Raw genomic sequence first — 14,258 nt, forward strand, 5'->3', positions numbered from 1 at the left:
TGGTGCGGTCGGCGCGTGCCTGCGAGGCCGCTTTGCGGCCGAGCAGCACGCGCGAGGGAGTCGGTCGCCCGGAGCGAAGCGGAGGGCGGCCGACGAGGCTGGGGAGGTGTGAGGTGCGGTTGCTGTGCGGGGCGGGACTCAAAGGGGCAGTCGCGAGGACGTCGCAGGCGACGCAAGCACCGCAACGAGGGAGCGAACGAAGTGAGCGATCGAGTGAGGAGCACAGCGAGCGTGCGACGTCCTCGCGACTGGGGCTTTGGAGGTGTTCGCCGTCGATCCGCTAACGGCTATTTATAAGCGAACGGCTGAGCTTTTCGAATCGCCCATCGCAGAATCGCCGTTCGGATATCAACCCTCGACTGCGACGCCGTCGGTCGCTTATAAGGCTCAGACCAGACTGAATTCTCCTATTCCACGCGTTCGCCGCGCGCGAACACCGCGTCCGGGTCCTGCCACGCCTCAACATCCTCGGTCGGATCGGCGTCGAGGACGACGAGGTCGGCCTGATACCCCTCCGCGACGCGCCCGACGTCGTCGAGCCCGAGCAGGTCCGCGGCGTTAACCGTCGCAGCCTCCAGCGCCCGCTCGGGCGAGAGGCCGTAGTCGACCATGTACGCCAATTCCTGGGGAATCTCCTCGAAGAAGTTGAACGGCGTGCCCGCGTCGGTGCCCATCGCGATGGGAACGTCGGCCTCCAGGGCGTGGTCCCACGCGTCGTCGAAGCGGTCGGCGGCGTCCTCGGCCTTCGCGACGGCGTCCTCGGGGATGCCGGCCTCGACGCCGTTGTCGACGATGCCGCGGAGCGCGCTCGCGGTCGGCACCCAGTAGGTGCCGCGCTCGGCCATCATCTCGGCCGCCTCGCGGTCCATGAACGTCCCGTGCTCGATACTGGAGATGCCGGCCTCGACGGCGTTTTTGATCCCCACCTCGCCGTGGGCGTGGGCCGCGGTCGGCGTGTCGGTCGGCGCGGCCGCGTCGGTGAACGCCTCAAGCTCCTCGGGCGTCAGTTCGGGGGCGCCCGTCACCGCGCCCTCAGTGAGCACGCCGCCGGTGGCCATACACTTGAGCACGTCCGCGCCCGCCTTCAGCTGCTCGCGGGCCGCCTTCCGCACCTCCGCGGGACCGTCGGCCTCCCGGCCGAACCAGTTGCCGTGGCCGCCGGTCATGATCACGTTGCGGCCGCACGCGAGGACGCGCGGGCCGTCGATCTTGCCGGCGGCGACCGCCTCGCCCGCGTCGAGCGCGAGCGTCCCGCGGCTGCCGAGGTCGCGGACGGTCGTGACGCCGGCCGAGACGGCCGCTTCGAGGTTGCTCGCGGCCCGGTAGCTCGCGGTGTAGTCGCTGTCCGAGACCGCGGTCGAGACGTCCGGGCGCCCGTCCATCATGACGTGGACGTGCGCGTCGATCAGCCCGGGCGCGACGACCTGTCCCCCCACGTCGACCTCGGTGGACTCGCCGTCGCGCGCCGCGACCGCCTCGTCGACCGCTTCCGGCTCGCCGACCGCGACGACCTCGCCGTCCGCGACCGCCACGTCGGCCTCGCGGGTCACCGCGACGTCCGCCACGCGACCGCCTCGCAGTACGTACATACCACCACGAGGGATCCTTGAGATGGTAAACGCTCGGGTCGCGGAAGTCGGGAGCAGGTCGGGCGGGGGCCGACCGAAACCGCGCCTACCGCCCCTACTTATAAACGGATAGCCGGAGTTGACCCGAGTATGGCAAGTGATGACCAACCAACCCAAGAGGGCGGACTGTACGAGCGACGGATCGGAACGCCGACGACGACCGACGAGGTGAACGGCTACTGGCTGTTCGGGTTCGGGGTGTTGCTCGGCCTCGCCGGCGTCGTCGTGTTCTTCCTCACCGACTCGGCGACGACAACCCGCGGCATCGGGTACGCGCTGGCGGCGCTGGCGCCGCCGTTCATCATGCTCGGCGCCGTGATCCGGTTCCCGCTCCGCCGGACGGGGACGTATCTCGGGTACCTCGGAACCGCCGTCAGCGTCCTCGGCGTGGTGTGGTTCGTGAACATCTTCCCCGGCGGCTGGTCCACCACCACCGGCGAGACGACGATAATCGCCGTTTACGGCGTCGGCCTGTTCCTCATCGGACTCGCGGGGACGGTCGTGCCGCTGCTCTCCGACCCCGTCTACGAGGACTACGACCGGATGCGGGGCGAGGCGGCCGCGGCGACCGACGCGGCCGAAGAGACGACCGCGGAGCTGGAGTCGACCCGCGAGGAGCTGGACGCGACCCGCGAGGAGCTGAAGTCGACCGAGTCCGAGCTGGCGACCGCCCGAGAGGAACTGACGTCGACCGAATCGGACCTCGAAGCGGCCCGCGAGGAACGGACGGCCGCGGAGGCCGCGGCCGCGTCGCTGCGCGAGAGCAAGGCCCGGTTCGAGCTGTTCGAGGACGCGAGCGGGAAGCCGCGCTGGCGGCTCCGCCACCGCAACGGCAACGTCATCGCGACGTCGGGCCAGGGGTACAGCAGCCGCGGGAAGGCCCAGCAGGGGCTCCACAGCGTGCGGCGGAACGCGCTCGGCGCGGGCCTCCTCCGGATCGAGACGCCCGTCGCGGAGGCCGAAGCGGTCGCCGACGACGACGGTCCCGAGCCGGAAGACGCCGCGGAGCCGGACGTGGCCGTCCCGAGCGACGACGAGGAAATCGCGAGCAAGGCGACCTTCGAACTGTTCGAGGACGCGGGCGGCGACTGGCGCTGGCGGCTCGTCCACGACAACGGGAACATCATCTCGGACTCCGGCGAGGGGTACTCCTCCAAGTCGAACGCGGAGCGCGCGCTCGGCCGGATCCGCGAGCACGTCGCCGCCGCGGACTACCTCCAGGTCGACCCGACCGCCTTCGAGATGTTCCGCGACGTGAACGGTAACTGGCGCTGGCGGCTCATCCACGAGAACGGCAACATCCTCGCTGACTCCGGCGAGGAGTACTCCTCCCGGTCGAAGGCCCGGCAGGGGCTCGACAGCGTGCGATCGAACGCCGCCGAGGCGGCCCTCGAAGTCGACGGCGAGGAGACGGAGAGCGGGAGCTCGAACGCGGCCTTTGAGCTATACGAGGACGCCGCCGGGGAGTACCGCTGGCGGCTCCGCCACGACAACGGGAACATCATCGCCGACCCCGGTGAGGGGTACGCCTCCAAGTCGAACGCGCGGGACGCGATCGGTCGGATACGCGAGTACGCCTCCGAGGCCGACGTGTTGGACGTCGGCAGCGCCGCCTTCGAGATATACGAGGACGCGGGCGGCGACTGGCGCTGGCGGCTCCGCCACCGCAACGGGAACATCGTCGCGGACTCCGGCGAAGGGTACGCCTCCCGGCCGAACGCGGTCGACGGGATCACGTCGGTGAAGCGGAACGCTCCCGGTGCGGAGACAGAGACGGTCGACGCGAGCGAGTAAGGGGTAATACGGTCGATTTTTCGATTGAAGACGGTCGGTGTTTTTCGGTCAGGTCGCCGCCAAGAGCTTCAGCCGCAGCTCGCGCTCGTCGACCTCGTACTTGAACGCCGGGTGGCCGTCGACGAGCACGTACGGGACGCGCTCGCCGTACTCCTCGGCCAGTTCGGGGTCGGTGTCGACGTCGACCTCGTCGAGATCGACCGTCACGCCGTCGAGGTCGGCCGCGACGGACTCGATCGTCTCGCGGGCGACGACGCACAGCGAGCAGTCCTCGCGGGTGTAGAGGGTGACCGGGACGGTCGCCTCCGTGTCTTCCGCGCTCACGGCTCGCCGTCGTCAGCCAGCAGCTCCTCGGCGACCGTCTCGGGACCGAGCAGGTCGGGGTCGACCGCGAGGTCGGCGACGGTCGCGACGAACTGCGGGAGCGACCGGCTCGCGTACGTCACGATCCGGACGTCGGGGTTCAGCTCCTTCGCGACCGGGATCCCGGTGGCCTCCTCGACGTCGGTGAGGACGAACAGGTCGGCGTCAGCGATCTCGGCGTCCTCCAGCTTCGTCGCCGTGACGAGCCCGTCGATGCGGACGATCTCGACGCCCAGCGCCGCGAGCTCCTCGCCGAGACCGTGCTCGTCGGGCCCGGCGACGATCGCGTTCGAGACCGTCATCCGTCGGTCTCCGTGGTGTTCCGCGTCATCACTCGTACTCGATCGTCGCGGGGGGCTTGTGGGTCACGTCGTACACCACGCGCGCCACGTTCTCGTTCTCGCCGGTGATCCGGCTCTGGATCCGCTGGAGCGTGCTCCAGTCGAGCTCCTGCGCGCGGGCGGTCATCCCGTCGCGGCTCTCGACGGAGCGCACCGCGACCACCCAGCCGTGGACGCGGTTGTCGCCCTTGACGCCCGTCGCCTTGCCGAGGACCGCGGCGAACGCCTGCCACGGGTCGTACTCCTCCAGTTCCTCCTCGACGACGTGAGTCGCCTCGCGGGCGACGTCGGCCTTCTCGGGAGTGACCTCGCCGACGATCCGGACGGCGAGCCCGGGGCCGGGGAACGGCATGCGCTCGGAGATGATCTCCTCTAAGCCGAGCGCGCGGGCTACCTCGCGCACCTCGTCCTTGTAGAGGTCGCGGACCGGCTCGACGATCCCCTCGAAGTCGACGACCTCGGGGAGCCCGCCGACGTTGTGGTGCGACTTAATGTTCCCCTCCGACTCGATGCGGTCGGGGTAGATCGTCCCCTGGACGAGGTAGTCGGCGCCGACGTCGCGGGCGACCGTCTCGAACTCGTCGATGAACCCCTCGCCGATGACGTGGCGCTTCTCCTCGGGGTCGGTGACGCCCGCGAGCCGGTCGAAGAACCGGTCCTGCGCCTCGATCACCCGCAGCGACTCCATGAAGTCGAACGTGTCGCGGATCTCGTCGGTCTCCCCCTTCCGCATCAGCCCCGTGTCGACGTAGACGGGGGTGAGCTGGTCGCCGACCGCCTCGTACGCGAGCGTCGCCGCGACCGAGGAGTCGACCCCGCCCGAGAGTGCGATGACGGCGTTCGCGTCGCCGATCGCCTCCCGGATCTCCGCTTTCGCCTCCGCGATGAATTCCTCCGTCTCGACCATCTATAGCCTCACGTCCGCGTTCCGCTCGGTTGTGTCCGTCGATCCCAGCGCCGCCTCGACGAGGGAGACGAACGGCGGGCTCGCGCGGTCCGGCCGCGACCGGAACTCGGGGTGCGCCTGCGTCCCGAAGAAGAACGGGTGGTCCGGGCGTTCGAGGATCTCCATCCGGTTGTCCGCGCGCCCGGAGAAGACGAGGCCGTCCGCCTCCAGCGCGTCGATGTACTCGGGGTTCACCTCGTAGCGGTGGCGGTGGCGCTCGGTACAGGAGTCGGCGCCGTACACCGCGGCCGCGAGCGTGCCGGGCTCGATGTCGGTCTCGTGGGCGCCGAGCCGCATCGTCCCGCCCATGTCCTCCGTCTCGTACTGATCGGGGAGGAGATCGATGACGGGATGGGGCGTGTCCGGGTCGATCTCCGCGGAGTGCGCGCCGTCGAGCCCGAGGACGTTGCGCGCGTGCTCGACGACCGCCATCTGGAAGCCTAAACAGAGCCCGAGGAACGGCACGTCGTTCTCGCGGGCGTAGCGGATCGCCTCGATCTTCCCGTCCGTGCCGCGGGAGCCGAAGCCGCCGGGGACGACGACGGCGTCGGCCTCGGCGAGGCGCTGTTCGTGCTCCTCGCGCGTCTCGTCGGCGTCGACCCACAGCACGTTCACCTCGGTGCCGGTCTGGATCCCGGCGTGTTTCAGCGCCTCGTGGATCGACATGTACGCGTCCTCGAGCGCGTACTTGCCGACCAAGGCCACGTCGATCTCCTCCTCGCGGTCGCGGGTGACCAGGTCGCGCCACTCGGTCGACCGCTCCTCCTTCGGGAGCGCCTCGTCGACGAGGCCGAGCCGCTCCATTACGTACTCGTCTAACCCCTCGTCTTCGACCATCAGCGGGACGTGGTAGATGTCCTCGACGTCGGGGTTCGAGAAGACGGCGTCCGTGGGCACGTCACAGAATAAGGCGATCTTCTCTTTCGTCTCCGGGTCGAGCCGGTCCTCGGAGCGCCCGACGAGGATGTCGGGCTGGAGTCCGATCGAGCGCAGCTCCTTCACGGAGTGCTGGGTCGGCTTCGTCTTCTGTTCGCCGTTCTTCGAGTAGGGGACCAAGGTGACGTGGGTGAAGAGGATGTCCTCCTCGTCCTCCTCGTGGGCGAACTGGCGGAGCGCCTCGAGGAACGGCATCGACTCGATGTCGCCGACCGTCCCGCCGATCTCGACGAGACAGACGTCCGAGCCCTCGGCGGCCTCGCGGATGCGCCGCTTGATGTCGTCGGTGACGTGCGGGATGATCTGGACGGTCTTGCCGAGGTAGTCGCCGGCGCGCTCGCGCTCGATGACGTGCTCGTACGTCTTCCCCGTGGTGACGTTGTGGTCGAACGTCATGTCGGTGCCGAGGAAGCGCTCGTAGTTGCCTAAGTCGAGGTCGACCTCGCCCCCGTCCTTGAGGACGTACACCTCGCCGTGCTCGTACGGGTTCATCGTCCCGGCGTCGACGTTGAGGTACGGGTCCACCTTGACGGCGGTGACGTCGAAGCCCGCGTTGGCGAGAAGGCGCCCGGTGCTGGCGGCCGTGATGCCCTTCCCCAGCCCGGACATCACACCGCCCGTGACGAACACGAACTTCCGACCCAGCGAGGGGTCGTACCCCGTGTCGGGATCTGCTGGCATATCGACCGTCCGTCAGGGGGCGGCAAAACCGTTTCGGACCCTCCGTTTCGGGTGGACGTTCGTGATTATTCGCCGAGGCGCCCGCCCGACCGCCCGTGGGGCGGCCGGCTCACTCCGGCGCGGCGAGCCGGTAGCACATACCGGGCTCGTCGGTGTCCTCCGGGGCGCGCTCGGTGTAGTAGATCCCGTCGTCGGTGACGAACGGCGCGCTGGTCACCTCGCCGTTGCCCTCGATCGCCCAGGTCACCGAGCCGTCCTCGCGATCGAGCGCGTAGAGGTGCTCGTCGTACGAGCCGACGAGGACGTGTCCGTTCGTCACGGTCACGTTCCCCGTGATCCACCCGTCCGTCGGGGTCGACCACAGCTCTTCGCCGGTCGCGAGGTCGATCGCGTAGACGTTCGTGTCGTGGCTCCCGACGTACACCGTCCCGTCGTGGACCGCGGGCGCGCACATGACACCGCCCGTGCGGATCGGGTCGGGCTCGTCCGACGGCGACACGGACTCGTCCGTCTCGAACGCCCAGAGCCCGGAGCCGTCGGTGACGTCGACGGCGGTGACGGTGCCGGCCCACGACGGGACGACCGCGATACCGCGGCTGACCGCGATCGGCGCCTTGACGTCGCCGCCGGTGTCGAAGGTCCACGCGCGCTCGCGGTCGGCGAAGGACCACGCGTAGACGCGGCCGTCGTTGGCGCCGAACAGGAAGCGGTCGCGGTCGAGGTCGACCGCGATAGTCGAGTGCGGGTGGTCGGTCGGCCGGCCGTCACGGAACACCTCGTCGCCGCTCTCGGCGTCCAGCGCGACGACGGCGCCGCTCGGCGGCGTGAACTCGACGGCGACGTACAGCGTTCCGTCGTGGTACGTCGGGCTGGCGGCGGCCGCGTCGCCGATATCGGTCTGCCACTCGATCTCGCCGCTCGCGACCGAGACCGCGGAGACGACGCCGTCGTAGGTGCCGACGTACGCCGACCCCTCGGCGATCGCGGGGGTGCCGTGGCTCCCCCACTTGGCGTCGGAGAGGTTCGTCGCCCAGTTCGTCGTCCCGTCGACCGCGATCGACTGGATCCGGCCCGTGTCGTCGGCGACGAGGATGTCGCCCGACGGCGTCTGTATCGGACTGCCCTTCGAGGCGGAGTGCTCGCCCCGGTTCGCCGGCACCGACCACCGCACCTCGACGGTCTCGGGTATCGTCGCGTCGATGTGGCCGTGGTTCCGGAGCCCCTGTCGGAACTGCGACGCGAGCCCGTCGGACGACTGCGGTCGGGCAGCGAGATCCAGCGGCAGTTCGACGCCGTCAAACGCCGGTCCGGCGCCGGCAGCGGGCGAGTCACCGTCGGCCGGCGAGTCGCCGCCAAGCGAGCTACAACCAGCGAGTCCCGCGACGCCGACGCCGCCGGCGACGCGGAGCAGGTCGCGACGCGTCCGTTCTCTCATGGGAACCGGTTCGCGGGTGAGGATAAAAATCTACGTCGCTCGGACCGAGCCGGAGCGGAGTCGACGAACGCGACACGGCCGCGGCTGGTCGAAGGAGCGGTCTGAGTGAAGTTTTGCGAGGGAAGAACGCTCCGAGAGCGCCCTTCCGCATCACGGGGGCGGACCCCGGCGATGCGAGGGGAGGGATTTGAACCACGGTCGCGCCAGAGGCGCTCCCTGATTCAAATCCTCCCCCCTGATGCATTCGCGCGTTGTGGACGCGCTCATGCGAGGGGAGGGATTTGAACCCACGGACCACCGCGAGACGGTCCGGCTCGCTTCGCTCGCCGGCTGCGACTCGCGTGCTCTCGTTCGCTCGCGTCGCTCGCTCACGAGACCTCTACAGGAGCGGAGCGTGAATCCGCCGCCGTTTCCGGGCTTGGCGAGACTGACGGCTAAAAGCGGTCTGAGTGAAGTTTTGCGAGGGAAGAACGCTCCGAGAGCGTCTTCCGCATCACGGGGGGCGGACCCCGGCGATGCGAGGGGAGGGATTTGAACCCACGGACCTCTACAGGAGCGGAGCTTGAATCCGCCGCCGTTTCCGGGCTTGGCTACCCTCGCACGCGGACTGGGATTGGCTCGGCCCCGACTTTATGGCGTCGGTTCCGCGCCGACCAGCGTCGCGCGGAACCCGCCCTCGGCGGACTCGTCGATTTCGAGCGTCCAGCCGTGCGCGGCCGCGACGCGCTCGACGATGGCGAGTCCGATCCCGGTGCCGCCGCCGCGGGTGACGCCGAACTCGATCAGGTCGGTCGTCGGGTCCGCGGCGTCGGAGGTTGCAGCGTCGGAGGTCGTCGCGTCAGAGGCCGTCGCGTCGTCAGAGACCGATTTGGTGTCGGAGGCCGTCGCCGCGTCGTCCGGAAGTCCCGGGCCGTCGTCGGCCACGTACACCCCCCGCTCGTTAACGCCGATCCGGACGGTAGGGTCGTCGCCGCCGTGGTCGAAGGCGTTGGCGATGAGGTTGCCGACGGCGCGCCGGAGCAGGGTTGGGTCGCCGGCCACCGGTCCGGGGTCCTCGACGACGAGGTCGGGATCGGCCGGCAGGTCGCCGAAGTCGCCCGACTCCAGGCAGTCCGCCGCGAGGTCCGCGAGGTCGACCGCCTCGGCCGCGGTCTCGATCTCGTCGGGGTCGCGGGCCATCACCAGCGCCTCGTCGATCATCGACTCGATCCGGCTAAACGCGCTCTCAGCGGCATCCAGCTGCTCCGTCTCGCCGGTCTCTCGCGCGAGGTCGACGTACCCGCGGGCGACCGACAGGGGGTTCCGGAGGTCGTGCGAGAGGAAGCCGGCGAGGCGTTCGAGCCGCTCGTTGAGCCGCTCCAGCTCGCGTTCGCGTTCGACCCGGTCCGTGACGTCGCGGATGACGCCGACCGCGCCGACGACCGCGCCGTCGCGCTCGATCGGGGTCAGCCGCGTCTCGGTGGTGATCTCGCGGCCGTCCGCGAGCGTCGTCGTGAGCTGGACGCGCTCGTCGTCGACCTCGCCGGCGAGGACGCGGTCGGCCGCCGCTCGGTAGCGGTCGCCCGTCTCCTCGCTCCAGTACCCCTCCTCGACGAGTCGTTCGGGGTGGTCGCCGTGGAGGACGGCCTCGTCGAACCCGGTCACCCCGCGGAGGCGGTCGTTGACGAACACGCGGGTCCGGTCGGCGTCGAGGACGTACGCGCCGTCGCCGAGCGCGTTCACGATCGACTCGGCGTGGTCGATCGGGTGCGGCTCCGGCGAGGAGTTCATACGATCGGTACGGGCCGAACGGGCAAGTGTCTCCCGGGTAGCGGCAGGCGTGACGGTCGAGGCGGGCACGGTCTCGTCTCGCGCCCCGCCCGGCCCGCGCGCCGTCTCAGCCCGCGATCATCGCGACGCCAACGACCGCGAGGACGGCCGCGACGAGCCGGAGCCGGAAGTGGCGCTCGCCGAGCAGCACGCCCCCGAGGACGACCGCGACGATCGCCTGCGTGTTGATCACCGGGGAGGCGACGCTCGCGGGCAGCGCCGCGAACGCGACCGTCGTCAGGTGCTCGCCCAGCGCGACGAGCGCGCCGACCGCGAGGAACTTCGGGAGGTCGTCTCGGCTCACCTCGATGGGATTCCGGACCGCCGCGGGGAGCAGCACGACGGCGACGCCAGCGAGCAGCAGCGGCACCCACAGCGTGCCGGGAATCGCGAGCTCTTGGAGCGCGACCCGCTTGCCTACGTCGCCGACCGCATAGCAGGCCGCGCTCGCAAGCGCCAGCTGCGCGGGTCGCGATCGGGCGGCCCGGACGAACGGCGCGAAGAAGCTGCCCGGCTCGTAGTTCGCGACGTACACCGCGAGCGTGGTGACGACGACGCCGGCGACCTGGATCGGCGCCAGCACCTGCCCGAGCAGCCCGACCTCCAGCGGGAGGACGAACATCGGGACCACCTTGTTGATCGGCGCGACGTACGACACCGCGCCGTTCTCGATGGCGCGCAAGAAGAGGACGAACGCCGCGGCCGTCGCGAGGCTCGTGACCGCGACGACCGCGAACCGCCGCGGGACGACGAGCCCGGACAGCCCGGCCGCGGCGTCGCCGAAGCCGACCGTGAGCCCGGTCCCCGCGAGGAACCACCCGAGCGCCGCGGCGTTTATCGTCACCGTCAGCGCCGCCGGGGGATACTCCGAGAAGGCGCGCTTGAGGACGAAGAGGTACGTCCCCCAGACGACGGCGGCGGCGAGCGCGAAGAGGAGTCCGGCGTCCATTCGTTCGCTCCGAGCGCGACCGGGGGAAAGAAGGGTTCGATCCGTCCGCGAAACGGTTAGGTCGCTCCCGCGTGAACGCCCCGCACATGGACGACCATACCCGCGACCCGGGCGTCGCTCCGCCGCTCGGGAACCCGACCGGGTGGCACGCGGGCGACCGACCCGACTCGTCCGCAGCGGGCGACGAGGACGGGTCGTCGGGCAGTCCGCCGGACGCGCGCGCGCTCGGCGGGTACTGGGAGCACGCGACCCTGCGGCGCGCGACCGAACACGGCGTGCGGCTGTTCAACGACGGCGCCTACCACGAGAGCCACGACTGCTTCGAGAGCGAGTGGTATAATTACGGCAGCGGCACCGCCGAGAGCGCCTTCCTCCACGGGATGGTCCAAGTCGCGGCCGGCGCGTACAAGCACGTCGACTTCGAGAACGACGACGGGATGCGGTCGCTGTTCGAGACGGCCCTCCAATACCTCGACGGCATCCCGGGCGACTTCTACGGGGTCGACGTCGACGACATCAGGGAGACCCTCCGGGCAGCGCTCGACGAGCCGAGCGCGGTCGACGGCTGGCGAATCACCCTCGACGACGCCCGCCCGCCGGCGTACCCCGCGGACTACGAGTACGCGGAGCGCGTCAACGAGGGGAACTGAGGGGATCCGTCGGCAGGGAGACGTCGAGCGGAACGACGCGGGCGGCGGGGGCGATTCCCCGGCGTCCCGGATCCGAACGCCACTTATCCGCCGCGCACCTGCGTGTCGTATGGAAGTTCACGATCTGGGCGACGGGGAGCCCGAGGTCGCCGTCGTCGGCGCGATCCACGGCGACGAGCCCTGCGGCGCCCGCGCCGTCGAGCGCCTGCTCGACGCCGACCTCGAACCCGAGCGGCCGGTGCGGCTGGTCGTCGCCAACGAGCCGGCGCTCGACGCCGGCGAGCGGTACCTCGACGCCGACCTCAACCGGGTGTTCCCCGGCAACCGCGACGCGGCGGCCCACGAGGTGCGGCTCGCGGCCGAGCTCGTCGACGCGCTGGAGGGGTGTACGACCCTCGCGATCCACTCGACGCAGTCGTACGCCGAGCCGTTCGCCGTCATCGACTCGATGGACGAGGTGACACGTGCGGTCGCGCCGCACCTCCCGGTCGACGCCGTGATCCAGACGGACGCGTTCACCGAGGGCCGGCTCATCGAACACCCGCACACCCTCGAGGTGGAGGCCGGGCTCCAGGGCTCCGACGCCGCCGCCGACAACGCCTACTGGCTCGCCCGAGCGTTCCTCGCCGCGACCGGCGCCATCTCCGCGCCCGGCGCCGACGACGTGCTCGACGCCGGCGGCCGCGAGGACGTCTCGGTGTTCCGGCTCCGCGAGCGGATCCCGAAGCCCACGGCAGACACCTACGAAGTGTTCGCGCGCAACTTCGAGCGCGTCGAGTCGGGCGAGCGGTTCGCGGCCGCCGACGGCGAGCCGCTGCTCGCCGACGAGCCGTTCTACCCCGTGCTGCTGTCCCCGAACGGCTACCGCGACCAGTTCGGCTACGTGGCCGACCGCGTCGGGACGCTGGAGTAGTCGGCGCACCGGGGTCGGGCAACTGAATTTCTACTCGACGAGTTCGATCGTGTCGTCGCCGTTCGGCACGACGCAGATGAACGCGCCGGGCTCGTCGCCCTCGTTTCGGTACCAGTGTTCGGCGCCCGCGGGAATGAGGAGCGCGTCGCCGGGCGAGACGACGTGCTCCTCGTCGCCGACGCCGACGACGTACTCGCCGGCGAGGACGTACTGCTCGTGTTCGACCGCGTTGGTGTGGCGGGGGACCTCGGCGCCCGGCGCGAGCTCGAACCGGCGCATCGCGAAGTTCGGGGCGCCGTCGGACTCGTCGAGGAGGACGCCCTTCGAGAGCCCCTCGGCTGCGTCGACGGGCTCGGCCGCGATTTCGTCGCCGCGCTTCACGACCGGATCGGTGTGGGCTGGGTCGCTCATGGCGTCCGTGACGAGGGCCGCCTACTTAACCGATCACCGGCCGGGCCGGTGACGTAACCGAGGGCTATCGGGACCCGGTGACGTAACCGAGGGCTATCGGGACCCGGTGACTTAACCGGTCACCGGCCGAACCCGAGGGCATGCGTGGAATCAAGGTCGGGAGGGCGTTCGGCATTCCGATCAGGCTCAACTGGACCTTTCTGATCGTCTTACCGCTGTTCGCGTACCTCATCGGCGGACAGGTGGTAGAGATCGCCGAGGTGATGAACGAAGTCGCCGGGCTCGGGATCGACGCGGGCGCGGTCGCGGCCGGGAACACCCCGTGGCTGCTCGGGCTGGCGGCCGCGGTGGGGCTGTTCGTCGGCGTGTTGCTCCACGAGTTCGGTCACTCGCTGGTCGCGATGCGGTACGGCTACGAGATCGAGTCGATCACGCTGTGGCTGCTCGGCGGGCTCGCCAGCTTCACCGAGTTCCCCGAGGACTGGAAACACGAATTCTGGATCGCGATCGCCGGCCCGGTGGTCAGCGTCGCGGTCGGGGTCGCCTGCTACGGGGTCGTCCTCGTCGGGGCGGGCGGCTCCGACGCCGTCCTCTTCGTGTTCGGCTACCTCGCGCTGTTGAACATCGTCCTCGCGGTGTTCAACATGCTCCCCGCGTTCCCGATGGACGGCGGGCGGGTCCTCCGGGCGCTGCTCGCGCGGAACCAGCCGCACGCGCAGGCGACCCAGCGGGCCGCCTCCGTGGGGAAGGTGTTCGCGTTCCTGATGGGGGTCATCGGCCTGTTCACCTTCCAGCTGCTGCTCATCGTGTTAGCCTTCTTCATCTACATCGCCGCCTCCGGCGAGGCGCAGCAGACGACCCTGAAGGCCGCCTTCGAGGGCGTCACCGTCACGGACATCATGACGCCCCGCGGGGACCTCCACACGGTGTCGGAGGACACCTCCGTCGCCGACCTGATGAGCCGGATGTTCGAGGAGCGCCACACCGGCTACCCCGTCCTCGACGGCGACGAGCTCGTCGGGATGGTCACCTTAGAGGACGCCCGCTCGGTCCGCGAGGTGGAGCGCGACGCCTACCAGGTCGACGACGTGATGGCGACCGACCTCGTCGCGGCCGACCCGAACGCCGACGCCCTGACCGCGCTCCAGACCATGCAGGAACACGGCGTCGGGCGCCTCCCCGTGGTTGACGCCGACGGCGAGCTCGTCGGCCTCATCTCGCGGTCGGACCTGATGACCGCGTTCAACATCATCCAGACCGGCGGCACGCCGGGGATCATCAGCGGCCGGCAGCAGGGGGCGGGCGACGAGCCGAGAATTCTCTGAGGGCTCGCCGACTCAGCGCCGATCCGCTGACCGATCGCCGATTCGGTACCTATTCTCCGACCGATCGCCGACTCGAC

Annotated in this window: 13 protein-coding genes and 1 tRNA gene; 4 read left to right on the top strand and 10 right to left on the bottom strand. The window is 70.2% G+C overall.

Annotation, left to right across the window (positions count from 1 at the left end; genetic code table 11):
* Positions 1-407 precede the first annotated feature (407 nt).
* Positions 408-1,589 carry an amidohydrolase family protein gene (locus tag ACOZ35_RS10885; RefSeq protein ID WP_424013610.1) on the bottom strand — a complete coding sequence of 394 codons (1,182 nt, stop codon included), beginning with the start codon at positions 1,587-1,589 and terminating at the stop codon, positions 408-410.
* A 129-nt stretch (positions 1,590-1,718) separates the two neighbouring features.
* On the opposite strand from ACOZ35_RS10885, the gene ACOZ35_RS10890 reads away from it, so the two are divergent.
* Positions 1,719-3,422 (top strand): HVO_2922 family protein, encoded by a 1,704-nt coding sequence (locus ACOZ35_RS10890; protein ID WP_424013611.1) that lies wholly within the window; start codon positions 1,719-1,721, stop codon positions 3,420-3,422.
* Positions 3,423-3,470: 48 nt separating this feature from the next.
* Here ACOZ35_RS10890 and ACOZ35_RS10895 read toward each other — a convergent pair whose 3' ends face one another.
* From ACOZ35_RS10895 to ACOZ35_RS10930, 8 genes are all read right to left on the bottom strand, one after another.
* The gene (locus ACOZ35_RS10895; protein ID WP_424013612.1) at positions 3,471-3,746 is read right to left on the bottom strand and encodes a glutaredoxin family protein; all 276 of its coding nucleotides are present in this window, start codon (positions 3,744-3,746) and stop codon (positions 3,471-3,473) included.
* Positions 3,743-4,087: a DUF7126 family protein gene (locus ACOZ35_RS10900; protein WP_424013613.1), complete on the bottom strand. Its 345-nt coding sequence runs from the start codon at positions 4,085-4,087 to the stop codon at positions 3,743-3,745. The genes ACOZ35_RS10895 and ACOZ35_RS10900 overlap by 4 nt, the downstream gene beginning before the upstream one ends.
* A 28-nt stretch (positions 4,088-4,115) precedes the next feature.
* Entirely contained in the window at positions 4,116-5,033 is a 918-nt protein-coding gene (guaA, locus tag ACOZ35_RS10905) for a glutamine-hydrolyzing GMP synthase (RefSeq protein WP_424013614.1), read from the bottom strand.
* Complete coding sequence (locus ACOZ35_RS10910; protein ID WP_424013615.1) at positions 5,034-6,689, bottom strand: CTP synthase; 1,656 nt, start codon at positions 6,687-6,689, stop codon at positions 5,034-5,036.
* 109 nt (positions 6,690-6,798) lie between these two features.
* On the bottom strand, positions 6,799-8,124 hold the full coding sequence (locus tag ACOZ35_RS10915) for a PQQ-binding-like beta-propeller repeat protein (RefSeq protein ID WP_424013616.1): 1,326 nt from the start codon (positions 8,122-8,124) through the stop codon (positions 6,799-6,801).
* Between the two features lie 516 nt (positions 8,125-8,640).
* Positions 8,641-8,724 (bottom strand) — tRNA-Leu (locus tag ACOZ35_RS10920).
* Positions 8,725-8,754: 30 nt separating this feature from the next.
* Positions 8,755-9,894 (bottom strand): ATP-binding protein, encoded by a 1,140-nt coding sequence (locus ACOZ35_RS10925; RefSeq protein WP_424013617.1) that lies wholly within the window; start codon positions 9,892-9,894, stop codon positions 8,755-8,757.
* A 106-nt stretch (positions 9,895-10,000) separates the two neighbouring features.
* Positions 10,001-10,882, bottom strand: a complete 882-nt coding sequence (locus tag ACOZ35_RS10930) for an EamA family transporter (RefSeq protein ID WP_424013618.1) — start codon at positions 10,880-10,882, stop codon at positions 10,001-10,003.
* 86 nt (positions 10,883-10,968) lie between these two features.
* On the opposite strand from ACOZ35_RS10930, the gene ACOZ35_RS10935 reads away from it, so the two are divergent.
* Positions 10,969-11,532 (top strand): DUF309 domain-containing protein, encoded by a 564-nt coding sequence (locus ACOZ35_RS10935; RefSeq protein WP_424013619.1) that lies wholly within the window; start codon positions 10,969-10,971, stop codon positions 11,530-11,532.
* A 109-nt stretch (positions 11,533-11,641) separates the two neighbouring features.
* Positions 11,642-12,445: a succinylglutamate desuccinylase gene (locus ACOZ35_RS10940; protein ID WP_424013620.1), complete on the top strand. Its 804-nt coding sequence runs from the start codon at positions 11,642-11,644 to the stop codon at positions 12,443-12,445.
* A 30-nt stretch (positions 12,446-12,475) separates the two neighbouring features.
* On the opposite strand, the gene ACOZ35_RS10945 is transcribed toward ACOZ35_RS10940, so the two are convergent.
* Positions 12,476-12,856, bottom strand: a complete 381-nt coding sequence (locus tag ACOZ35_RS10945) for a cupin domain-containing protein (RefSeq protein ID WP_424013621.1) — start codon at positions 12,854-12,856, stop codon at positions 12,476-12,478.
* A gap of 140 nt (positions 12,857-12,996) precedes the next feature.
* On the opposite strand from ACOZ35_RS10945, the gene ACOZ35_RS10950 reads away from it, so the two are divergent.
* Entirely contained in the window at positions 12,997-14,181 is a 1,185-nt protein-coding gene (locus ACOZ35_RS10950; protein WP_424013622.1) for a CBS domain-containing protein, read from the top strand.
* The last annotated feature ends 77 nt before the right edge of the window (positions 14,182-14,258 follow it).

This window comes from Halorubrum xinjiangense, from assembly GCF_049604745.1.
GTDB classification, from domain to species: Archaea; Halobacteriota; Halobacteria; order Halobacteriales; family Haloferacaceae; genus Halorubrum; species Halorubrum xinjiangense_A.